Raw genomic sequence first — 23,572 nt, forward strand, 5'->3', positions numbered from 1 at the left:
ATCTCCATTTAACCACTTTTAAGAACAAAGTCAATTTTTCGATTGTCCAGATTAACACGAGCCACAATCACTCGGATGGAATCGCCCAGTCGATATAGTAAACCACTCCGTTTACCTCGTAAGAGATGATAAACAGGGTCATAATGATAATAATCATTCTCTAAAGCGGTAATATGTACTAAGCCTTCGACATAAATATTATCTAATTCTACAAAAACACCAAAACCAGTGACGTCTACAATATGCCCATCAAAAGTTCGCCCCACTTTATTCAACATATATTCGCATTTTAACCAATCTATTGCATCTCGAGTGGCTCGATCAGCACGTCGTTCTGTCATCGAGCAATGTTCACCTAGACCCATCAAAATTTTTTCCTCATAGTAAAATTTTTTCAAAGATCGTTTTAATAGGTGCCGAATACCACGATGCACAACCAGATCAGGATAACGACGAATGGGTGAAGTGAAATGACAATAGTGTTCATACGATAAACCAAAGTGGCCAACATTTTCCGGACTATAAATAGCCTGTCGTAGTGAGCGGAGCATGACCATTTGTAGTAAATGAGCATCAGATCGTTTTTCAATGCGTAATAGTAACTTAGTATAATCCATTGGCGTTGGTTTATCCCCTCCAGTTAAACGCAAACCAAATGACCGAAGAAACTGTTTGAGATCATGCAGTTTTTGTTCGTCAGGACATTCATGAACACGATATAAAGTTGGAATGTTTTTTTTCTGCAAAAAATGTGAGGCTAATACGTTTGCTAGTAACATACATTCTTCGATAATACGATGTGCTTCATTGCGAGCAACGGGTAGAATACGCTTAATTTTTCCTTTTTTGTCAAATTCGATACGGGTTTCTTTTGTACAAAATTCAATTGCACCACGCGCAATACGCTGCTTCAACAGTTTTTGATATAATTTATGCAGATTTTTAATGTGTGATGGTATCTCCTGATTTCTTGTTTTTGTACCACGTAACATTGCTGCTGCCTGATTGTAAGTTAGTCGTGCCTGAGAACAAATAATGGCCTCATAAAATTGATAGTGATTAACGTGCCCTCGTTTCGTAACATGTATCTCACAAACAATCGACAAGCGATCTTTATGAGGCTTCAGCGAACATAAGCCATTAGATAATATCTCAGGTAGCATAGGAATAACTTGCATAGGGAAATACACGGAATTCCCCCGCAATCGTGCTTCTTGATCAATAGCACTCTCTATTTTGACATAGTGAGATACATCAGCAACGGCTACATAAAGCTCCCAACCATCTGAATTGGATTTGCAATAAACAGCATCATCAAAATCTTTTGCATCTTCCCCATCAATAGTTATAAATGGCAAAGACCGCAGGTCTTTACGTCCATCTTTATCGTGACGTGATATTTCCACAGGAAATGCCTGTGACTCACGTAAAACTGTAGTGGGCCATCGATGAGGAAGCTCATAGGCGCGAATGGCTAGTTTAACTTCCAGACCTGGTGTTAAATGATCACCCAATATTTCAACCACACGACCCATTGGTTGACGTCGCTTAGTTGGTTGTACAATGATTTCGGCAACTACAAATTGGCCCAGTTTTGCTTTATTTTCTTGTCCTGGTGGAATTAGAATATCTTGTACAATTAGTTGATTATTGGGATCGACAAAGGCGAGTCCACCATCTTCTACATAACGACCCACTACTTGATGGGTATTTCTTTCTAAGACTTCAATAATAGCACCTTCACGTTTTTTGCACTCTTGAAAATTTGTAATGCGAACTAAAACAATATCATCGGTAAATACCATACGCATTTCTCGCCCCGGTAAAAAAATATCACTAGAACCGTCATCCGGGATTAAAAATCCAAAACCATCGTGATGTGCCTGAACACGACCGCGGACGAGTTCCATTTCTGTAACCAATGCATAATTACCTTTCCGATTATTGATCAACTGACCATCCCGTTTCATCGCAATCAATCGTCGACTCAACCCTTCTTTTTCTTCTGTCCGTTTTAAATTAAATGTCTGCACCAGATGCTTAAAACTTACAGGTCGATTAATTTCCTTCAAATATTGAATAATAAACTCGCGACTTGCCACTGGATGCTCATATAAATAGGCTTCTCGTTCGCGGTAGGGATCTTTCTTTTGATAAGGCTTAATCACTACAACCTCCCATCTCCTCCTGAACGATAAATAATAACCTAAAAATAGGTTTTATTAGAGATAATTTATCCATAATAATCTTATATTAGCCTCAATGATGTTATAACATAGCGGTTTCATTATCTCATTTAAAATAGCAGATCTATAGGAAAGAATGACTTAATAAGGATTACTATCTGATTTATAAAGTCAATCGCAACTTAAATTAAAAAATGAATACATTAAAATATAAGGCGAATTGACAATAAACATTATCTAACAAGACACTACCTTAGATTGGCTCAATCAAGAGATTCTGAAATCCTTTCTATCGATTTGACCTTTCTTGCTCATTGCTTCCTAACTAGACTAAAGTGAAATCATAGTTAGTCAATTAGTCATGATAAAAAGTTAGGTTCAAAAATTTACAAAAATAGGGATAGTGTACAATATCTCAGAACGTGCGACATAATGAGGTAATCATATATTATATGTGTTGTTGCTTTAGACACTTGGATATTTTCAACACGCTATTACTAGTTTTTCTTAGTTCTATTGCACAGTTCATGTTGCTTAATACCATTACTTACTTTCCAACAAAGTACTTAATCGGTTAGTATAAATTGCTCTAGCTCTTTTATTCGTGGTTCTACTTTTAATTAGTCAATATAAAGAAAGAGTGTCAGTCGAACAAATTTCATGCCACTTTTATCGGCGGACTTGGCGACAAAAATAAACATGGGGTACATCAAGTGTAAAAATAAATAAGTATTAAGAAAGCAACAATAAGGATCTTTAACACATGTGCCCTTTTGTGCTTTGTCATTTAATGCATCCATCCAACAACACAGAGCAAATCAAGTCGTTCCATGGTGCTGTTAATCCTCGATTGTTGTTAATAGCTGCTTTGATGATATACACAGTTGGAAAGCATGAGCCTCCTTGAGGAGTAAATCACGATTTTAAGTTTTTATCCGAAACACTAACACTGATTCATAAAATACGGGGCAATAGTGTGGAAATACGAATAGAATCTGACAGTATGGGTACGATTGAAGTGCCAATTGAAAAATACTATGGCGCACAGTCACAGCGTTCATTAATTAACTTTGCTATTGGTCGTGAGACAATACCATTTGAATTAATTCGCGCTTTCGGCACTTTAAAAAAAGCAGCCGCACTCACTAATACTGAATTAGGTAACCTGTCTCAGAAAAAAGCAAATTTTATTTTACAAGCATCTGAGGAAGTCATAGAAGGCAAACTAAATGATCACTTTCCACTTAAGATCTGGCAAACTGGAAGTGGTACACAAACTAATATGAATATTAATGAGGTGATTAGTAATCGCGCCATTGAATTAGCAGGTGGAAAGTTGGGCAGCAAAGAACCTATCCATCCTAATGATCATGTTAATATGTCACAGTCTTCAAATGACACATTTTCTACTGCCATGCATATCGCCAGCGCTGAAATGATTACTCGTCAGCTTACTCCCGCGATAGAGCTGCTACGTGATACACTAGAAAAAAAATCGAATGATTTTTCTGAGATTATTAAAATTGGTCGAACGCATTTACAAGATGCTGTTCCTTTAACATTAGGGCAGGAATTTTCCGGATATGTTGCTCAATTAAATCATAATTTGGAAGCTATCCATCAAACTCTACCAGTCCTTTACCGGTTAGCGCTTGGCGGAACAGCTGTGGGTACAGGTCTTAACACATCTATCCAATTTGCTAAAAAAGTTGCAAAACACATTGCTAAATTAACTAGGTTACCATTTTATTCAGCGCCTAATAAATTCGCTGCACTGGCAGCACATGATGAAGCTGTACTCATCAGTGGTGTTTTAAAGACACTTGCTTGTTCGTTAATGAAAATCGCCAACGATATTCGCTGGTTGGCCTCGGGACCACGTTGCGGAATTGGAGAGATTTTTATTCCAGAAAATGAACCTGGTTCCTCTATTATGCCCGGTAAAGTTAACCCTACCCAATCTGAGGCGATGACAATGATATGTGTACAAGTTATGGGAAATGACGCAACAATTACTATTGCTGGCTCACAAGGCAATTTTGAACTAAATGTATTTAAACCCGTGATTGCTTATAATTTAATTCAGTCAATTTACTTATTAACCGATGCTTCTCGTTCATTTAACGATCATTGTGTAGTTGGGATCGAGCCAAATAAAGAAAAAATTGAGGCTTACTTACACAATTCCCTCATGCTTGTCACTGCATTAAATCACATTATCGGTTATGATAAAGCTTCTCAGATCGCCAAAAAAGCCTACAAAGAGAATATCACCCTTAGAGAAGCAACATTGCAATTAGGTTATTTAACAGCAAAGGAATTTGATCGAGCAAGCGACCCCAAAAATATGATAAACATGGTATGATATCACTCTGTTATTCCTACTTGCGCGAGGATAACTCGCTACAAGCAATCGCCTATTCGTTCCCACCGAACACGATGGTTCTGTGAATCCCAACTCATCCAAATTAACATGGCACGACCAATAAAATTCTGGAGAGGCACAGTGCCCCATGAACGACTATCATCACTATCATCACGATTGTCACCAATCATTAAATATTGTTCTTTCGGCACAATAAAACATTTAAAATCTTGAGCTGGACGATCAGGTCGAAGAATAATTAAATGTTTAATACCGTCTAAATCTTCTTCATATTCTTTAGCTATCCATGTTTTACCATAATCCTCAATTTCCAAGGTATCTTTAATAAATTTTTGATGCATTTCTTTTCCATTGATATAGAGGATTTTATTTTGATAACTAATATGATCCCCCGGCAAACCAACAACGCGCTTAACAAAAGTTACCGCAGGATTTACTGGCCAACGAAATAATGCAATTTGTCCTCTTTTAGGTTCGCTAATATTGACAATTTTTCTATTCCATAGTGGAATGTGTAAACCATAATCATATTGATTAACTAAGATCAAATCACCAGGCATAATGGTAGGCTCCAAAGAGCCAGTAGGTATACGGTAAGGTTGAAACAAAAAAGAGCGAATGATTAAAACGATCAGTAAAATAGGAAAAGCAGAACGCGCATAGTCAATAATTGGTGAAGACCTGGTTTTTTTGTCTCGTGGAATTTTTTTTGCATGACACCAAATAATATCAACCAGACAGATAACACCAGAAAAGATTATTAGTAATGAGAGAATATCAAGGAAATCAAACATCGTAACTCACTTCAAATATTCTGGACAGACATAAATAGCTGTTCCTATAAAAATATAGGAGGACAGAGCCTTGCGTACCGCACCGGATATAGTATGCCCAAAAAACGTCACAATCACACCATTAGCTCCAGTTTTTGCGGCTATTTCTCTCACGTATTGCTGTAACTGAGCTTCTCCTGAAGTAGAAACCTCTTTTGAGTAAAATTGTACATTAATGTAACCTAGTTTTTTATACATACAAGGTGTAGTTGCCGGATTATAAAAACTAACTTGACATGCAGAAAGAGGCGTTCCTGATGGTGCTACTGGTAAAAAAACACCATGCGGACTGATAGGCGTTGAAGGTACTATCAAACAAGCAATAATAACGCTAACTAAAGCAAGCTCGATACCGACGAGACTGCATTTTATAGCATCTGAATTCAAAGGCAGATCTTCCTAATAAAACAGCAACGGAAAACTTTTTTATTTTTGTCCTTCCTGTAAAATTACAAAAGCCGCCCTATTATACCATGAGCAAACAAGAAAGCAAACAAGAAATCCAAACTTTCTCCCTAAAGAGAATCGAAATTAAAATTCGCGCAGCAACTATATCTTTCTTCATAAGTTTCCAATATAATGACTGCAGCTTATAATAGCTCATATTATTAGTAGCTTATATCTGATAATATTTCAGAGCTCGGTGTTTCTTGTATTTATTGTGAAGAAATGATAATTTCTATAATAAATGCTAGTGTGATCTTGTGCTATTGCATTAAACTATTTTCTCTTTTACATTTTCTAGTGCACTACGCATGTGAGTAAGTTATTACAGTACCAAGCAACATTGTAAATTACCTCATGATTTTAACTGTATTTTGTATACATGAGGAAATATGAACCAAGATAAGAACGATACTAATTGTATATAATAACATATTCTGCATCTCCCTTATGGTTCTTCTCTATTCGCTATCGCACAAGAAATTTCACAATATTTATGTGATGTGGTGAGGGCTGTAAGGCTGAATGCATCATGTATTTAGAATGCAAATCAACACTCCTGATTAAAATGTTATTACCTTATTTCTTAATATCTTCTAATGCGCATTCATGATTCTCTGTCAAGAACACGCACTAGTACGAACTCTATCCAGAGATTAGTTAGTAGGAGATTAGCGCGAAGCAGCAGAGAAGTATAACATCGCTCTCTCATAGGAGCGGTCTTCTCTTATTGATAATAACACTAGGTTAAAGTCAATATAACAGTTCTAATGCTGGTACAAACAATTGTTTTAAGTCTCTGGCCACACCTTCATGAGTTATATAACCTAAACAAATATTCAATCCATTTCTTAAATGGGGATCATCCAATAACGCCTTACGATACCCTTTATCTGCCAACGCGATTACAAAAGGCAATGTCGCATTACTTAGTGCTAAAGTTGATGTCCTGGGCACAGCACCTGGCATATTCGTCACACAATAATGTACGATACCATCAACTACATAGGTAGGTGCTTTATGTGTGGTTGGTCGACTGGTTTGAAAACATCCTCCTTGATCAATTGCTACGTCTACCATTACTGATCCAGGACGCATGCGTTTTAAAACTTCTTGCGGCACGAGTCTCGGTGCCGATTGACCAGGTACTAAAACAGCACCCACTACTAAATCTGCATCTATAATACATTGCTCAATACTATTCTCTGTCGAATACACAGTATTCAAGTGACCACCAAACTGGGAATAGAGTTCTTGTAAACGACGCAGAGATTTATCCAACACGGTTACCTGCGTCTTTTTATTAATAGCCATTCTAATTGCATTTGTACCTACTACACCACCACCAATAACAGTTACTTTTCCAGGATAAACACCTGGTACACCTCCTAATAAAATCCCACTGCCACCGGATGGTGTTTCTAAACAATGTGCGCCGGCTTGAATCGCCAGTCGTCCTGCCACTTGACTCATTGGGAAAAGTAAAGGTAACCCACCTTCTTTTGAGGTCACTGTCTCGTAGGCAATAGCGATACAACCTGATTTTATCAATGCTTGAGCTTGTTGAGGATCCGGTGCTAAATGCAAATAAGTAAATAAAATTTGTCCTTCACGTAAGAGATTATATTCACTCAATTGTGGTTCCTTAACCTTGATAATCATTTCAGCCTGCCGAAAAAGCACTTCTGGTGTATCGACGATAGTAGCGCCTGCGGCACGGTATGCTTCATCGGTAAAATTAATAGCATCTCCAGCGTTATGTTCTAAAATTACTTGATGACCATGACTTACTACTTCCTGAACACTGTAAGGAGTTAACCCAACTCGATATTCTTCAGTTTTTACTTCTTTTGGAATGCCCACTAACATATTTTTTCTCCAAAAAATTTTTAATAATTTTTATCAAAAACCCTTGTTGAAAGCGATTTTTCCCACTTTTTCCAATCTCACTAAATTTCCTATTAAATCCTGTATTAGAAACCTAGAAAATCAGCGTATCAAAATTTATATTAATCAGAATTTATATTAATCAGACAGCGACTATTTTGTTCATTATATCAGCTAAATACTGAATAGCTTCTAAATATATGTTCATAGCAAACAAAGTTTAAAATAACGTATTTTCGTACTATCTAAAAATATTATTAGGCGTGCCCACATTTACCGATATCTGAGAGACAGTAATTTCAGCATGCAACCAACATATTTTGTTAATCGTTCAAATTTTTCCTACATTATCTGCTTTCAAAGAGTCTCCGAAATCGTTTACAATGAAAACCTACTCCTAATTCATAGGTATCAGTGGTGTATACGAATCTTTTCTTTTTTTAACAATTTTTTTAACAAATTGAGCATACTGATTAATATTCCTTATTCTAGTTTCAGCATATTTCTGATAGATCCTTGATATTTTGAAAATGATTAAGATGAAACATGATTGAGTCATGCTACTGGGTCCTCAGGGAACCATAATTTTAAACCCCTGCCTTTCTACTCTTTCATATCGGTAACTAAATATCATCAGTGTCTCTCCTGACTTCACCAACATCCTTTCCTAATACTTGTCTTCAGTCATCCTAAACCATGGCACCTCAGAACGAACATACCCTAAGGGGATTCATTGACATTGATATTGACATTATGATATTTCCTAATTGATTAATTTTTCTATTTTGAAACATCATCTTTTAACATCATCTTTTTATACAAGCTCCCACACCAAAATCAATAACGCGTTTAACGTCCATTTAACATCCACTTGACATCTATTAGAATTAGGATGCGAAAATCTCCTGAAAAAAATAGGTCATGGCAATCCAGGATCTTTTGTCAGCTAATGGATTGAAAACCGTGCCAAAATCAGGGTCATTGGCCTCAGGATTAGTAAAACTATGCATAGTCTCACCAAAAACATGCAACTGCCAGTCCGCTCTGATGTTTGTCATTTCTTTTTCGAATGCCAGTACAGCATCGGGTTGAACCATTGGATCGTCATGTCCGTGCAATACTAATACTTTCGCTTTTATTTTTCCAACAAGTACACTGTTAGGCGATTTTAAAATGCCATGAAAACTTACTACTCCTTTTAAGTCCATCCCACTTCGTGCCATATCGAGTACGCAAAGTCCACCGAAACAATAACCCATTGCTGCTATTTTAGTGGAGTCTACCACACGAAGTCTTTTTGCGGTTTCTAGAGCAGAAAACAAGCGATTTTGTAACAAGGCTCGATCATCCATAAAAGGCTGCATTAGTTTATTATTGGTTTCAATCCCACCACCTAATACACCTTTTCCATAAACATCCATCGCAAAACCTACATACCCCATTTCTGCTAACTGCCGTGCTTTTTCTTCCACAAAACTATCCCGTCCCGCCCACGCATGTGCAACTAAAACCGTAGGCCGTCTTGTCTTGACAGTACTATCATAAGCAACATATGCTTCCAATTGAATACCGCCCACTTGATAGTCAATAGTTTCTGTATGCATATTCCCTCTCCTTGTACATTATATTTTTCATCTTGTACCTTCAATCACAAGACGACATGACAACATAATGAACAATATTGTATGTAGTAGGGTATTGTACTACTTTTATTAGACTTGAAAATACCGCATTCTTCACTTTCATAGTAAAAGCAGGGAATAATGAAAGTTTACGAGAAGATGATAATCGCTGAATACGTCCATCATAGTTATTTTGCTTAGTAACGCACTTTTGATTTGTCTTTCTATAAGGCTATAAGGCGATCCTCTATTCGACATCATATGTTGTATATAAAAAAATTACAGAAAAAAGAAAGTTAACTAACGAGCATACTTTCACCAACCAACATTCTAAATCTAGCTACACTATAATTTGAATAAAATCAGTATAATCAGTAAGTTTGATTCTTTACACGAAAACATTATGTTTCTTTAAAAATCGTTTTTCTCCACAATTGTTCAATTAAAATAGCTACATGAAATTCAAAGGAGGACAAATTCAAAACATTCTTTATTTGATCAGCATTCAATTGCTTTGCCTCTTCAAGCATTTTACCTTCTCCCCAACGACAAATATACTCACACGCTGCCATTATCATGGGTGAACCATATGTTTGAAATTTAGCTTCTCTTATTTTATGGTCTTTAAAACTCAAATAAAGTTGACATAAATGACCCTGTGCAATGCTACCTACTTTGCCATAGCATACATTCGTACTTTCTTTATCAAGAGTGCCTGCATGCCTGATATTAAAAAAATAATTAATAACTTCTTTAGAGTAATGCATATCTAGTGAGCATGATGTCGTTCCATAGCTTTTTTTTTCACTACATCCCAAATCGGAGACATTTGACGTAAACGATTTACCTGCTCAATAATACATGACACAGCTTCATCGATGTCTGCTTCAGTGGTGAAACGTCCAAAACTAATGCGAATGGAATTATGTGCTTGCTCACGGCTAAGACCCATAGCAGTTAACACATGTGAAGGATCGGATGTTGCAGAGTTACAGGCCGATCGACTGGAAACAGCGATTTTTCGTAAGCTAAGAAGTAAGGAATCTCCTTCAACACCATCAAAATGAATATTAGAACAACCGGGAATTCGTGGAGCATTTCCTCCGTTAATATGCAGACCTTCTAATTGAGATAGTCTATCGAAAAAACGATTACGCAAGGCGGTGATATATTGAGTATCTTCTCTCAAACGCGCTTTTGCCAAATCAAATGCTTTTCCCATGCCCACAATTTGATGCGTTGGTAATGTTCCAGATCGCAATCCTTTTTCATGGCCACCACCGTGAATTAAAGGAACCAGATGTACACGCGGGTTACGACGGACATATAAAGCACCAATTCCTTTTGGACCATAAATCTTATGCGCTGAAAAAGACATTAGATCTACAGACCAATTTTCTAGATCAATGGGAATTTTACCCACGCTTTGCGCTGCATCCACATGAAACAATAGGCCATGGCGCCTAGTGATTTCAGAAATGGCACCGATATCCTGAATAATGCCTGTTTCATTATTAACGTGCATTATTGAAACCAACACCGTATCAGACCGAATGGCCGCTTTTAAACAATCGAGGTTTAATAAACCATTAGGTTCTGGATCTAAATAAGTGATTTTAAACCCACGAGAGGCTAGATAAAAACAGGTATCTAGCACCGCCTTATGCTCTGTGGTCAAAGTAATCATGTGTTTACCACGGCGTTGGTAAAAATCTAGAGCACCTTTAATAGCCAAATTATCTGATTCCGTTGCACCAGAAGTCCATATAATTTCGCGAGAATCAGCATTCACTAAGCTCGCCACCGACTTCCGTGCATTCTCAATTAATTGTTGAGCTTCCCAACCATATCGATGATTTTCTGAAGCAGCATTACCAAAACCTCCCTCTTTTTCTAGACAGAAGGACATTTGATCAACGACTGCAGGATCCACCGGCGTCGTTGCCATATAATCCAAATAAATAGGTAAATTCATGGCTTTCGTCCAACCCTATAAAAGCAAAAGGAAAGCGCTAAAAATATCATTAAACCAAAAATGGTTGCAATTGGAATAAAACGTGGATTACCAATAGATAGTGCATTCGCACTACCAATTATAGCAAATGGAATAGCTAAAATGACGCCCATCAATGCACTTCCAGCTACCATCCCACATGCCATCAATACGCCTCGTTGATGGTGATATTGGACTACAGTTCGTTCTCGTTCAATAGTGCGCTCTTTTTTACGTTTCCAGGGTTTTTTCACTAAAAAACTAACTACACCACCAACAACAACCGGTGTAATAATTTCTGGAGGGAGATAAATCCCCAAACCAACAGCCAAAGCGGGTAATCGGAAATTGTGCCGCCTAAGGAATTCATCAGTAATAACAATAATGACAGCTACTAGGCCACCAAAAACAATCATTCTCCAATTTAAATGCCGTGTTAACACCCCCTGAGCAACTGCGGCCATCAAACCGGCTTGTGGAGCGGCTAACATTTGGGTTGGATCCATCCCTGGACGTGGATAAACGCCTCCCATGCCATAAGCATTAAATAAAAGTTGGAGTACTGGCCCAATAACTAATGCAGATACGCTTACCCCTATTGCCATCATTAATTGCTGCCGCCAAGGCGTTGCTCCAACCATTTGCCCTGCTTTAAGATCCTGGATGCTTTCACCAGCGATAGAACCAATGCAAGCAAGAATCGTAGCAATGATAATCACCGCAGATGTGATATAACGTGCGTGCGTGGAAATATCGGCGCGAAACAGTAGTAAAAATAAAAAGGCCAACAATAAAATAGCGGCAATTAATAAACCTGATAACGGATTATTACTAGAGCCTACTAACCCACAAAAATAACTAGAGATAGTCGCCAATAAAAATCCAATTGATAAAACAAAAATAACTGAAATTAAAGTCGCTAACCATAAGTAATGACTAGCTATCGAAATTTCATCGTGAATATAATGAAAAACATAATAAAATAATAGACATGCCAATACTAAAATACTGGGAAGAATCCAAGTTGAAGGTACATCGGCCTCAGTACGCAATGGTGATTTTCCAACTATCCCCTCTAAATCTCTACGAAAGCTAACAAAAGAAAAATGGATTCCTTTTGCAATTGGTTTAAGCAACCGAAAAAGAGTCCATACGCCACCAATTAACATTGTTCCTACTCCTACAAAACGAAGATGAACATCCCATAGTTGATTCGCAGCATCATACGCCGAAGTAATATTTACCGGTAATCCATAATAAATGCCAATGAATGGTAAAATAATTAACCATCCCACAACTGCACCTGTTAATAAACTCACAGCGACTTGAAAACCCACAATATAACCCGCTGCCAATGTTGCTGGAGTCAAACCAAACGCAAAACCAAAAATCGTTTTTCCTGCATATGCCCACAACTGCAAGTTATCAGCAACAATATTCAAAGCGGTTTGTGCAAAAGTGACAAAACTTCCCAGCAACCCACCCTGCATCAATAATTTCATTCCCGCTTGTCCTTGGACGCTCGCTCTAAGCACGTTTCCAATGGCAGTTGCTTCTGGAAAACGCAGCGCTGGAAGATACAACATAATTCTACGTAAAGGAATCGAAAATAAAACACCTAACAATCCTCCCAGAATGGTGATGATTACTGTTTCACTATAAGCAAATCCTTTCCAAATATGGAGAAAAATCATGGCTGGTAAAACAAAAGCAATTGCTGCAGCTACTCCTTCACCAGCCGACGCTGCCGTTTGTGCTAGATTACATTCTAAAACATTATGCTGTTTAAAAAGACGTAAAATACCCAGTGCAAATACAGAAGCAGGAATAGATGCAGAAATGGTAGTACCGATTTTCAAGGCAAGATAGGCATTAGCTGCCGATAGGATCACTGCCAATAAAATGGATAGTATAATCGTCTTAATAGTAAGCTCAGATAGCATTGTTGTTGCTGGAACCAAAGGTTCATTATCTAAGTCTTTAATATTATTCACTGATGTTCCTTAACTCAAAAATCATTTTTGACTCATATTTTTTGAGTATTCCATATCGTGCTTAGAAAAACGAGAATCTAGCAAATAATGTCAGTCATTTTTCTCTTTAATTCTTCTAATTTGTGGGAAAGTGACAGACTTGCTTTACCTAAGTTCTCAGATGCATTCTATCAGCAATTTTCTTACTTATGAACTACAAAAATATTTTACAGAATGTTTAATTTTATTTGCCAATTCTTGCGAGAACATGTATGCAGATCAAATAAGTATTTTAAGTCTGCTTGATTGCTTAGAATCAATAAAATATCAACAAATTTAAGTTCTGCTAGGTTCTGCTAGTGTTTTCCAAATCGTAAAGACTCCTATGAATATTACTACCTAAACCCCTATGAATGTCACTACCTAAGCATTGTATAATTATCACCTATTGTTGTTTTATAAATTATGTTCTGTAACTTCCATTACTTTTTTGACTCATTTATAATTTCGCTCATTCATAATGGGGATGGAAAATATCTTTAGAGTATGCTGTTAATTCAGATTGACGGGCTGAAAAGCCTTCAAAAACATAACAATAGCGAAATGAAGAATCCACGCCCCGCCGCCTGCAACGGCACAAGCCGTTACCTGCTTTTATGATAACGGGAAACCCAGGAGGGACTAGAGCTACGAGATGAATCAAAAGCCATGCTCTTCATCATCTCGTCGCACATGGTACAGGATAAAAATATCCACTACAATGACCCAGATTAATTAAAACGCTTAAAACACTAGTATACTCCCAAATATGCATGAAAAACGCACAATAGATTTAGCTTTTTATAGATCCTTTCGCTTTATGCATTCTATAGTATTTCATGATATCATTTTAACACTTCTAAATGCTGAGGTAATTAGATGAATCCCGCGCTTAATATTGCCATCCAGGCAGTGCGCCGTGCAGGTCGTATTATCGTACGATTTGTGGATAGATTGGATACTGTTAATATCAATGAAAAAAAACACAATGATTTTGTAACTCAGGTCGACGAATTATCTGAACAAGAAATTATTCAAACTCTACGAAAAGCTTACCCCAGTCATAGCATATTAGCTGAAGAATCAGGATTTCAAAAGAAACATGAAGATTATACTTGGATCATTGATCCTCTTGATGGAACCACTAATTTTATTCATGGTTTTCCGCACTTTGCTATATCGATTGCATTAAGACATCGCGATAAATTAGAAGTTGCGGCTATTTACGATCCATTGCGCCAGGAATTATTTACCGCTGTGCGTGGCAGTGGTGCACAATTAAATAGCCGTAAAATTCGAGTCAGTGCATGCCAGACAATACATACCGCATTAGTTGGAACTGGTTTTCCGTTTAAAGATAAAGAATTTTTCCCTATTTGTCTTAAAATATTTGAAGCTATTTTTTCACCAATAGCTGATATTCGTTGTGCTGGATCTACCGCACTAGATTTAGCTTATATATCTTCAGGACGTTTGGATGGTTTTTGGGCAATGTCGTTAAAACCGTGGAACATAGCTGCTGGTGTTTTATTAATTACGGAAGCCGGTGGTTTTACAACTGATTTTCAGGAAAAAAATAACTATATGAAAAACAGGATGTTCATTGCAGGAAATCCAAAAGTTCATAAACTATTATTGGAAATCATTTCAAAAATAGTTATTGCGGACATAAATAAGGAAATTAAGAAATAGTTTTATTCATGGATCAAAACATTTCATCTTAACTTTACCGTAATAAACAGCAACTTATTAAGACTACCACAGTTTAATATTTAATAATTGGTGGCTATCATCTGACCAGATCCATCATTGATGTTTGATAAATTCATTTCGTTTATTTATAGTTGTCCAAAATAAAAACAAATCAACGCATACAGTTGTCATATACGATTGATACAATTGTGCTGACTCTAATTGTACTTGCAAATTTTCTTATTTCTCTTCCCTTATTTCTCTTCACTGATTTTTTTCAGTTAATTCCCTAAGCAACGTCACCTTACTACTGCAATTCAGAATCTTTAACTCTGATCGTAAGGTAATTGTCTTTAAATCCATCCTAATAAAAAACGACAGGTAAGCAAACCAACACAAAATAACATTAGGTAATATAGATTAAACTTCTCTTTCTAATTGAACATAGTTACAAGCACTGATTACAGTCCAGTCAGTATCTTATTTTCTTTGCTACAAATTAGACTCGAAACGAGATGTTCCGAATTTTACACTGCCAGAAAATCTGAAAAGTAAATCTATTTTTATAATATAACCTAATTTACCACTCAGCACTGGATAGATATGCACTCATTATATGTACTTATCAACTCGATATCTCTAATCCTAGCTGATTCTACATCATTAAAAACCACAAACTTACTAATTTACCTACATCATCCGAACCCACCGTACGAAATAATGTACAGTACAGCTCTTTAAATATCTCTCAAACTATATCTACCTCACAATATTTCTTTCCTGAAAGCATCTATTGAGACAAAATTTCTTGGCAAGATTAGTCGTTTCTCATCTCTTAACTGTATGCTTTAAGACAAATCATCTCCAATATTCTTAGTCAAAGGCAAAAGATGCTGCCGATCCAGCCCAAAAGCAACTGCTAAAGAACTCGCAATATAAATTGAGGAATAAGTACCGATAATAATTCCAATAATTAACGCCAATCCAAAAGACCTCAATGTTTCTCCTCCAAAAATAAATAAAGCAATCACTGCCAATAAAGTTAATCCTGAAGTTATAATAGTTCGCGAAAGCGTCTGATTAATAGATAAATCAATAACTTCCGTTGTCGTGCCATGACGTATCTTACGGAAATTCTCCCGAATACGATCATAAATAATAATTGTATCATTCAAGGAATATCCAATGGCAGTCAACATCGCTGCCAGCACAACTAAATTAAATTCAATGTGAAATAAAGAAAAAATACCTAGTATCAAAATAGGATCGTGAATTAACGCAATAACAGAACTCACTGCAAACCGCAATTCAAATCGTAACGCAATATAAAATGTTATAGCAAGTAATGCAATAATGATAGCTAAAATTCCATGAGTCATTAATTGTTTGCCTACCTGCGGCCCGATACAACCAAAAAATTCTATCTGACCACTCGGCATAGCTGCTATTAATCTTTCTTTTAATTGCTCTGCTGTTAAACCTTTATAAGATGCTACTCGAACAGAAATATGATGAACATCATAGTTACGTACTACCGCTTGAGAAAATCCATGCTTCACTAAATTCTTGCGAATATTTTCGGTATATACAGGATTAGCAAAATTCATTTCCACCTGTGTGCCACCTATAAAATCTAAACCTAAATTAAGATTGTGTACTGCAAGCAAGATAATCGAAGTTAAAAATATAATAATCGAAAAAACACTTGCCCACTTACGCTGGCGCATAAATGGAATTTTGGTATTTTTCTTAAAAAATTCCATTATCACTCAACCTCCATCTATGTTTTGATACCAATAGACAAACGTGAAATACGGCGACGTCTATAGATCAAATTAACTACCAAACGAGTAAAAAAGATAGCCGTTAACATAGATGATAGTAAACCGATACTTGTAGTAACCGCAAAACCTTGAACAGGACCTGAGCCTAATGTAAATAAGATAAGCATCACAATCAATGTAGTTACATTAGCGTCCACAATAGCCGAAAAAGCACGATTATAGCCTATTTTAATACTTACCTTAGGTAACATGCCATTACGTAATTCTTCTCGAATACGTTCATTAATTAATACATTGGCATCTACTGCCATACCAACGGTTAAAACAATACCAGCAATACCAGGTAACGTTAATGTTGCTCCTAAAATTGATAGAGCAGCGATAATAAGAATAATATTTAATATTAGTGCCATATCAGCAATCAAACCGAACAAATGATAATAAAAGACCATAAATAAAATTATTACCAAAGCGCCAATTTCTGTCGATAAAACGCCCATATGAATATTTTCCTTGCCAAGACTGGGTCCTACTACATGTTCTTGTATAAAATCTACAGGAACTGGATATGCACCTGAACGTAATAATAATACTAAATTCTTCGCATACTCCATCGTAGGCAAGTTAGTGATTTGAAAATTATTACCCAAAGCATTTTCTATTGTCGCCACATTAATAAGTCTCTCTATTTGTTGATGTCGCGTAACTATTTTACCATTTTCTAAATGACGTGCAGTTTGTGTCTCGACATAAACTACAGCAAGTGGGTTCCCTATATTTTCACTTGTTATTCGATTGAAGGAAGATACGTCACTACCACTTATGCGAATTTGGACAGCTGGGCGGCCATTATCACCAACGATACTAGATGCGTTGATAATCGAAGTTCCTCTCAGCACCATTTCTTCCGTTAATAAAATAGGACGACCTTCATATGTATAGAGCTTCAACCCAAAAGGAATCAAACCCGTTTTTGCTGCTATTTGGGCGTCGTGATTTACATCTACTAACTGCAAACGAATGGTTGCCACTCTACCAATAATATCTTTAGCACGCGCTGTATCCTGAATACCCGGTAAATCAACACTAATATAATGTATGCCCTGTTGCTGAATCACAGGTTCTGACACTCCTAACTCATTCACTCGTGTTCGTAAAATCGTGATAATTTGATCTATTGCATTTTGTTGTATTTGCTGCAATACCATTTTTAACATGGTGCCTTGAAGCCCAAGCCTTTGCTTTTTAAACTCATAATCAGCAAACTGTTTTTGTAATAATACACCAGCTTCATTTCGCAATGTCTTATTATGAAAACAAATGCTAATACCACGCATGTCACTCAATATATTTATATCACGGTAACAAATCTGTCTTTTTTGAAGAACCGTCGCCATAGCATGTAAGTCTCCTATTTCTTGAGCTTTCACTATTGTATCAACATCAGCATTTAATAAAAAATGAATACCACCACGTAAATCTAACCCTAATCGCATGGGTTTTGCTCCAATTACCTGCATCCATTTGGGCGTTCGAGGTGATAAATTCAAGGCAACTGAATAATCTGAACCTACGATAGCTTGTATCAGATTTTGTCCTTTTAATTGAGTATCTACATCATGAAAGCGTACTAAGATAGCATTTCCAATACATTGAATAGATCGATAAGGTAGATGCTGATTACCCAAAGCTGAAGTAATACAATTTTCGAGCGTTGTGGATACTGCAGCGTTTTCTTTCGCCGAAATTTGTACGGCAGGATCTTCGCCATACAAGTTAGGAAGCACATAAATCATAACGATGATTATAAATGCAGCTGTTAAGATATAACGCCATAATGAATACTGGTTCATGCACTACCCTAAATCAGAGATTATTGCTAAACTAAATCGATCGTTCCTTTGGGTAGTAAAGACACAATCGAGACTTTTTGTACTCTAATTTCAGTGCCCTTAGCAATTTCAAGAACAACAAAATTGTCTTTCAATCGTGTTATCTTAGCTACGATGCCACCTGTGGTTACCACCTCATCACCAAGCGATAGACCTTCCAGCAATTGCCGAAGCTCTTTAGCTCTTTTAGTCTGTGGGCGGATTAACAAAAAGTAAAATATCAAGATTAACAACAATGGTAACCATAACATCGACCAAAAACCTCCTGTATGAGGTTGTTGAGCTATCATAGGTGCAGCATAAACTGCGCTAATACCTATTAAATTTAAAAGACTCATAGTATTGCTCCTCAAAAACACCTTAATGTACCGCGTTTTAAAATGTACCGCGTTCTAAAGCAAGACGCAAATACTCTGACTCGCGATACTTTAAATAAGTACGTTGTTTTTCAATCTTCCAATGTTATACTAATTTCATGACAAAATTTGAAAAAAATCAAATTATTGCAGTCGGTCTTTCGGGAGGAGTAGATTCATCTGTAGTTGCGCTCATTTTAAAAAAAGCCGGTTACAAAGTGTTTGGACTTTTTATGCAGAATTGGGAAGTTGACAAAGAAGATTCTTATTGTACCGCTGAACAAGACTTAAGCGATGCTAAAGTGGTGGCAAACCATATAGGCATCCCATTATATACGGTGAACTTCAGTAAAGAATATTGGGATAATGTCTTCCAATGCTGTTTAGATGAATTTAATGCAGGGCGAACCCCAAATCCGGATGTCTGGTGTAACAGAGAAATAAAGTTTAAATCACTTTTGAAATACGTTAAAAAACTTGGTGCTAAGTATCTTGCCACCGGACATTACGCACGCATTAAAGAGAAAAATGGTCATTATCACCTATTAAAAAGTTTTGATAATAACAAAGATCAAAGCTATTTTTTATACTTGTTGAGTCAATATCCATTAGCTAATAGCTTATTCCCTTTGGGGGAACATCAAAAATCTGATATCCGTGCCATTGCTAAAGAAGCAGCGCTTATTACCCATGCCAAAAAAGATAGTACCGGAATTTGCTTTATAGGTAAACGCAAATTTAAAAAATTTTTAAGTGAATTTTTACTTGCGCAGCCTGGTAATATGGAAACACCTGATGGCAAAATTGTTGGTAAACATGATGGTATTATGTTCTATACTCGTGCTCAACGGAAAGGCCTGCACATTGGTGGTCAAGCTCATGCCAACAATAAGCCATGGTATGTTATTGATAAAGATGTTCAACGCAATGTACTAATCGTTGATCAGGGATACAATCATCCACTACTTTATTCGCATGAATTAATTTGCAAGAACTTACATTGGATTAGCGGCATTCATCCACTTTTTCCTTTAACTTGCAAGGCAAAAATACGGTATCATCAAATTGATCAAGCCTGCATAGTAACCGCGCTTTACGAAGATCGCTGTCATGTTAAATTTGAACAAGCACAACGAGCTATTACACCAGGCCAATCCGTAGTTTTTTATTTAGATGATGAGTGTTTAGGTGGAGGCATCATTGAAAAATAAAATTAAAAATACCTTTCGACAAAAACTATAGGTTTCAATAGGGTGAAATACTAACGCTAATAATTTAAAGAATTGAAGGCTCTTTTTATTCCAATGACATAGAATCGCGTTTTACCATATATAGGATGATGAAATTATGGATTATCAGAGCATGCTTGCATCTTTCTATAAGAACTAATCAATTAATTAAGTTTAATTAAGTTAATTGGAAGACATTTTAGTGAAAAATACAACGATTAGCCTTACTAGCATACTGCTCGATTATAAACTTTGTATTATCAAATCCTTTTTGATTATGATTTTTTTACAATTATCATCATCTGGTAAGCAAGTAAATAGTGTATATTCTTAAGATTGAGTCGAGATACGTAAAAATAGTTTGCTCGTGCTACAATTGTGCAATTATAGACATCTTAAACGTTGGTTTAATCTTGCTATTCACAAATTGGAAATTTAGGAAGTTAGGTTTGCTTTTTACTTTAAATATTCTGGAGCTTTATATTATGATATATACTATTTCTGAAATTAATTTCGGCGTTTCAAGGTAAAAATTTTAAAAATTAAAATTGGAAAGTTATTTGAGTTGATAGAAAATTTTAGAAGAGGAAGGTAACTTTTTATTATTTCTATCGCTTATTTTACTGAAATAGATTTGAAAAAATTTATAGTTTGCTTTGATTTTAATGATGTTGTATTTATCATAAACATATTAGAAGAAAGGATTGAAGAAAGGAAAAGGAACTCGTTGAACGCAATTGCTTTCAGCGTGATTTTTATGAATAATTACCAGTCATTAGTGCCTTTAAATAAATACGATATATCTACTTCAGATATCACGTAGTATAACCGGTTTGGTTATGTCAGTGTGCCCTATTTTAATCACGTATCTAAAACGAAAAATAAGCTAATAAATAAAATTTAAGAATTTAGCTATTTCGGATAATTTTTCTACGAAGACTATCCGGAAATAGGCAATAAAAGAAAACGGTCCTCTTTTACATGTTAGGCATTTGTTCGTTTCTATTAGTACAATCTTTATCTGTAAACCTACGAATCACTAATAAGGTAATACAATTAAAAATTAAAGTAAAAATACTTTTTGGTTTTTCATGATATTGCGAATAATATTTATTTTGTACTTGATAGTGATGATATGGCTTTATACCTCAATAGTCTTTATACATATATATTCTTTGAAGTTAATAGCTCTATTCAGACAGTACCGAGCAATTGATACTTTAAAGGAATCAGATACTTTGAAGGAACAGTATTTGGCATTCAAACTTCGGTTGAAACAAATACGATCTTCAATAACGAGACTGAAATGTACTACCAATATTCTCAGAAAAATAAATTAAAGTATTTAATAATCCCGCTAGTATTTAAAATCCCGCTAGTATTTAATGATCCCGTTGGTAAGTCTCCTTAATAAATAAGGTAATAATGCTCGCAATGAATAATCCAATTGGGATAATACTTAATGCGATAATGTAATGATGTGCTTTATAAATGCGAATGCCATTTTCAAGACGTCCATCCCACAGACAATCCAAAATTCCACCTACTATCGGCTGAAAGACAAACCCACCCATCATAATGACAAAATTTGTAAATGCAATAGCTGTACCAGAAACTCTATGCGGATTGTTTTCCTTACTTAGCGTAAAGCACAAGGGATGTGGACCACAACAAAGACCAAAAATAAATAACAAAGGGTACAAAAAGTAAATGGACACCCCGTACCAAAATAAAATAGTACTAGATACGATGGTCGCCAACAAACAGCCAATTAACAAAGGCATCCGGCGTGTCCTAAAAACATCTGAAAGAGCACTACTAACAAAACTGGATAAAATCCACCCCATTAACATCGTTGATGCACCCCAAGCTGCTCGCTCTCGTGTTAAATGATGTACGCATCGTAAATAAGGAATTGCCCACAAATCCAAAAATACTGACGAGGGTAAATATAAAAGTGCACCCACAATACCAGTCAACCACATTTGCGCATTCCTCATCATGCCCCACAAATAATCACCTAATTGTCGATAATTCAAGGCAACCATTTCATCATCTGTCATTTGTTCCTCTTTAGGCTTATCTCGAATAATCAAAAATACCAGTAAAATTAATATTATTCCAATAAAAAGCGGAAAATACATTGCAAACCGAAACCCGTACGTATTTATACCATGAGTTAAAAAAATATCTGTAAAAATAGCGGCCACCATTCCAAAACCAGTAACAACCCCGGTTGCTGTTGCAAAATATTTCCTGGGTAGCCAGGTTGAAGCCAACTTCAATGCAGTGACGTAAGCAAAAGAAGCACCGAAGCCCACCATAAAACGACCTATTAAAGCGATATCAAATAATTTGGAATAAGCAAAAATAAAAACTCCTAGTGTACTAATCATTAAAGCAGTACTTAATGAGCGACGTGGTCCTACCCGATCTAAAATCACGCCAACCGGCAATTGCATTGGTGCGTATGCAAAATAATAAAACGAAGTCAACAATCCAAAACCTCCAGCCGTAATATCAAAATAACTACTCAGTTCATATTCCATGACGCTGGGATAAACACGCAATAAATAAGCAAAGCAGTAACAAGAAACACCACTAAAAAAAATTATCCATGCAATGAGTTCCCCACGCTGTTTAGATGATTTAACTGCATTATCGCTGTGTTGTAATAACACTCCATTTTCGTTACAACAGCCTTGATCTCCCATAGAGTTTCCTCCTTTAACTAAATTAGATGAGCGGGCTTAGGATCCCACAAATCCTTGATTGATTCAAGAACGTCGATAGTCCATTACATCGCTATTTAAAAAAAGTCATTGATCAGATCTTTGTTTTATCCAAGCGTCATCGTCAATACTAAGTTAGAACTAATAACTACCAAAAGGGAACGTTGAGATAAAGAACCACTCTACTGCTTTATTAAAGGTGATCCCTTTATCAAGAATGAGTTTCACATAATCCTAGACAAATAGTAGGTAGCCAAATAGGCTCTTAAGGTACTACAAACCAAATCGGATGCATTTAAGGGTAAAAAATATTAAACGGGATATAGATCCCAACAACAGTAGATCCCAACAATAGTTCTCATATGCCTAGAAATACTCAAGTGGTTTGCACTCTTTCATTAAAATCAAAATGGAAATGGAAAATCAAGATAGTTTTTAATGCCTTGAATAAGGAGTCAGGAGTAGAATTCTGCTTCCCTTCATGCCTAAGGAATAGCATGATTTGTCCAAAAGACGTTGTGCTA

The 23,572-nt window shown here is 36.2% G+C and carries 16 protein-coding genes; 3 read left to right on the plus strand and 13 right to left on the minus strand.

All coding sequences use genetic code 11. The annotated features are described in order from the left end of the window. Positions 1 to 8: 8 nt before the first annotated feature. On the minus strand, positions 9 to 2,168 hold the full coding sequence (gene rnr / locus CEAn_RS01995) for a ribonuclease R (RefSeq protein ID WP_211923568.1): 2,160 nt from the start codon (positions 2,166 to 2,168) through the stop codon (positions 9 to 11). Between the two features lie 1,000 nt (positions 2,169 to 3,168). Here rnr and fumC point away from each other — a divergent pair. Continuing rightward, positions 3,169 to 4,551, plus strand: coding sequence for a class II fumarate hydratase (gene fumC / locus CEAn_RS02000; protein WP_211924158.1), 1,383 nt, complete (start codon positions 3,169 to 3,171; stop codon positions 4,549 to 4,551). A gap of 38 nt (positions 4,552 to 4,589) precedes the next feature. Here fumC and lepB read toward each other — a convergent pair whose 3' ends face one another. From lepB to CEAn_RS02040, 8 genes are all read right to left on the minus strand, one after another. Next, the gene (gene lepB / locus CEAn_RS02005; RefSeq protein ID WP_211923569.1) at positions 4,590 to 5,366 is read right to left on the minus strand and encodes a signal peptidase I; all 777 of its coding nucleotides are present in this window, start codon (positions 5,364 to 5,366) and stop codon (positions 4,590 to 4,592) included. Positions 5,367 to 5,372: 6 nt separating this feature from the next. Further along, positions 5,373 to 5,792: a hypothetical protein gene (locus tag CEAn_RS02010; RefSeq protein WP_211923570.1), complete on the minus strand. Its 420-nt coding sequence runs from the start codon at positions 5,790 to 5,792 to the stop codon at positions 5,373 to 5,375. Positions 5,793 to 6,602: 810 nt separating this feature from the next. Beyond that, on the minus strand, positions 6,603 to 7,718 hold the full coding sequence (ald, locus tag CEAn_RS02015; RefSeq protein WP_211923571.1) for an alanine dehydrogenase: 1,116 nt from the start codon (positions 7,716 to 7,718) through the stop codon (positions 6,603 to 6,605). A gap of 905 nt (positions 7,719 to 8,623) precedes the next feature. After that, on the minus strand, positions 8,624 to 9,340 hold the full coding sequence (locus CEAn_RS02020; protein ID WP_211923572.1) for a dienelactone hydrolase family protein: 717 nt from the start codon (positions 9,338 to 9,340) through the stop codon (positions 8,624 to 8,626). Positions 9,341 to 9,759: 419 nt separating this feature from the next. After that, positions 9,760 to 10,125 carry an iron-sulfur cluster assembly scaffold protein gene (locus CEAn_RS02025; protein ID WP_211923573.1) on the minus strand — a complete coding sequence of 122 codons (366 nt, stop codon included), beginning with the start codon at positions 10,123 to 10,125 and terminating at the stop codon, positions 9,760 to 9,762. A 2-nt stretch (positions 10,126 to 10,127) separates the two neighbouring features. Then, positions 10,128 to 11,333 (minus strand): IscS subfamily cysteine desulfurase, encoded by a 1,206-nt coding sequence (locus CEAn_RS02030; protein WP_211923574.1) that lies wholly within the window; start codon positions 11,331 to 11,333, stop codon positions 10,128 to 10,130. Then, a complete protein-coding gene (locus CEAn_RS02035; RefSeq protein ID WP_211924159.1) occupies positions 11,330 to 13,294 on the minus strand; it encodes an OPT family oligopeptide transporter in 1,965 nt (654 codons plus the stop codon). Before CEAn_RS02035 ends, CEAn_RS02030 begins: the two co-directional genes overlap by 4 nt. 541 nt (positions 13,295 to 13,835) lie before the next feature. After that, positions 13,836 to 14,027: a hypothetical protein gene (locus tag CEAn_RS02040; RefSeq protein ID WP_211923575.1), complete on the minus strand. Its 192-nt coding sequence runs from the start codon at positions 14,025 to 14,027 to the stop codon at positions 13,836 to 13,838. Positions 14,028 to 14,242: 215 nt separating this feature from the next. Between CEAn_RS02040 and CEAn_RS02045 the strand changes: the two genes are divergently transcribed. Further along, a complete protein-coding gene (locus CEAn_RS02045) occupies positions 14,243 to 15,055 on the plus strand; it encodes an inositol monophosphatase family protein (RefSeq protein ID WP_211923576.1) in 813 nt (270 codons plus the stop codon). A gap of 848 nt (positions 15,056 to 15,903) precedes the next feature. Here the strand turns inward: CEAn_RS02045 and secF are convergent. Genes secF through yajC form a run of 3 tightly spaced genes read right to left on the minus strand, consistent with a single transcriptional unit; the run spans position 15,904 to position 19,069 of the window. Then, positions 15,904 to 16,818, minus strand: coding sequence for a protein translocase subunit SecF (secF, locus tag CEAn_RS02050; RefSeq protein ID WP_211923577.1), 915 nt, complete (start codon positions 16,816 to 16,818; stop codon positions 15,904 to 15,906). Positions 16,819 to 16,835: 17 nt separating this feature from the next. Continuing rightward, positions 16,836 to 18,692, minus strand: coding sequence for a protein translocase subunit SecD (secD, locus tag CEAn_RS02055; RefSeq protein ID WP_211923578.1), 1,857 nt, complete (start codon positions 18,690 to 18,692; stop codon positions 16,836 to 16,838). 26 nt (positions 18,693 to 18,718) lie between these two features. Then, positions 18,719 to 19,069: a preprotein translocase subunit YajC gene (gene yajC / locus CEAn_RS02060; RefSeq protein WP_211923579.1), complete on the minus strand. Its 351-nt coding sequence runs from the start codon at positions 19,067 to 19,069 to the stop codon at positions 18,719 to 18,721. 137 nt (positions 19,070 to 19,206) lie between these two features. Here yajC and mnmA point away from each other — a divergent pair, with 137 nt between their 5' ends. Further along, positions 19,207 to 20,298, plus strand: coding sequence for a tRNA 2-thiouridine(34) synthase MnmA (mnmA, locus tag CEAn_RS02065; protein WP_211923580.1), 1,092 nt, complete (start codon positions 19,207 to 19,209; stop codon positions 20,296 to 20,298). Positions 20,299 to 21,698: 1,400 nt separating this feature from the next. Here the strand turns inward: mnmA and CEAn_RS02070 are convergent. Beyond that, positions 21,699 to 23,030: an MFS transporter gene (locus CEAn_RS02070; RefSeq protein ID WP_211923581.1), complete on the minus strand. Its 1,332-nt coding sequence runs from the start codon at positions 23,028 to 23,030 to the stop codon at positions 21,699 to 21,701. Between the last annotated feature and the right edge of the window lie 542 nt (positions 23,031 to 23,572).

Source organism: Coxiella endosymbiont of Amblyomma nuttalli, from assembly GCF_018107685.1.
Classification (GTDB): domain Bacteria; phylum Pseudomonadota; class Gammaproteobacteria; order Coxiellales; family Coxiellaceae; genus Coxiella.

What these genes read in the sequence shown, in the direction of transcription:
- CEAn_RS02045 (WP_211923576.1), top strand. Translation starts at nt 14,243, where the DNA reads ATGAATCCCGCGCTTAATATTGCCATCCAGGCAGTGCGCCGTGCAGGT.
- CEAn_RS02070 (WP_211923581.1), bottom strand. Translation starts at nt 23,030, where the DNA reads ATGGGAGATCAAGGCTGTTGTAACGAAAATGGAGTGTTATTACAACAC.
- lepB (WP_211923569.1), bottom strand. Translation starts at nt 5,366, where the DNA reads ATGTTTGATTTCCTTGATATTCTCTCATTACTAATAATCTTTTCTGGT.
- secF (WP_211923577.1), bottom strand. Translation starts at nt 16,818, where the DNA reads ATGGAATTTTTTAAGAAAAATACCAAAATTCCATTTATGCGCCAGCGT.
- mnmA (WP_211923580.1), top strand. Translation starts at nt 19,207, where the DNA reads ATGACAAAATTTGAAAAAAATCAAATTATTGCAGTCGGTCTTTCGGGA.
- CEAn_RS02025 (WP_211923573.1), bottom strand. Translation starts at nt 10,125, where the DNA reads ATGCATTACTCTAAAGAAGTTATTAATTATTTTTTTAATATCAGGCAT.
- CEAn_RS02030 (WP_211923574.1), bottom strand. Translation starts at nt 11,333, where the DNA reads ATGAATTTACCTATTTATTTGGATTATATGGCAACGACGCCGGTGGAT.
- CEAn_RS02020 (WP_211923572.1), bottom strand. Translation starts at nt 9,340, where the DNA reads ATGCATACAGAAACTATTGACTATCAAGTGGGCGGTATTCAATTGGAA.
- ald (WP_211923571.1), bottom strand. Translation starts at nt 7,718, where the DNA reads ATGTTAGTGGGCATTCCAAAAGAAGTAAAAACTGAAGAATATCGAGTT.
- CEAn_RS02035 (WP_211924159.1), bottom strand. Translation starts at nt 13,294, where the DNA reads ATGCTATCTGAGCTTACTATTAAGACGATTATACTATCCATTTTATTG.
- secD (WP_211923578.1), bottom strand. Translation starts at nt 18,692, where the DNA reads ATGAACCAGTATTCATTATGGCGTTATATCTTAACAGCTGCATTTATA.
- yajC (WP_211923579.1), bottom strand. Translation starts at nt 19,069, where the DNA reads ATGAGTCTTTTAAATTTAATAGGTATTAGCGCAGTTTATGCTGCACCT.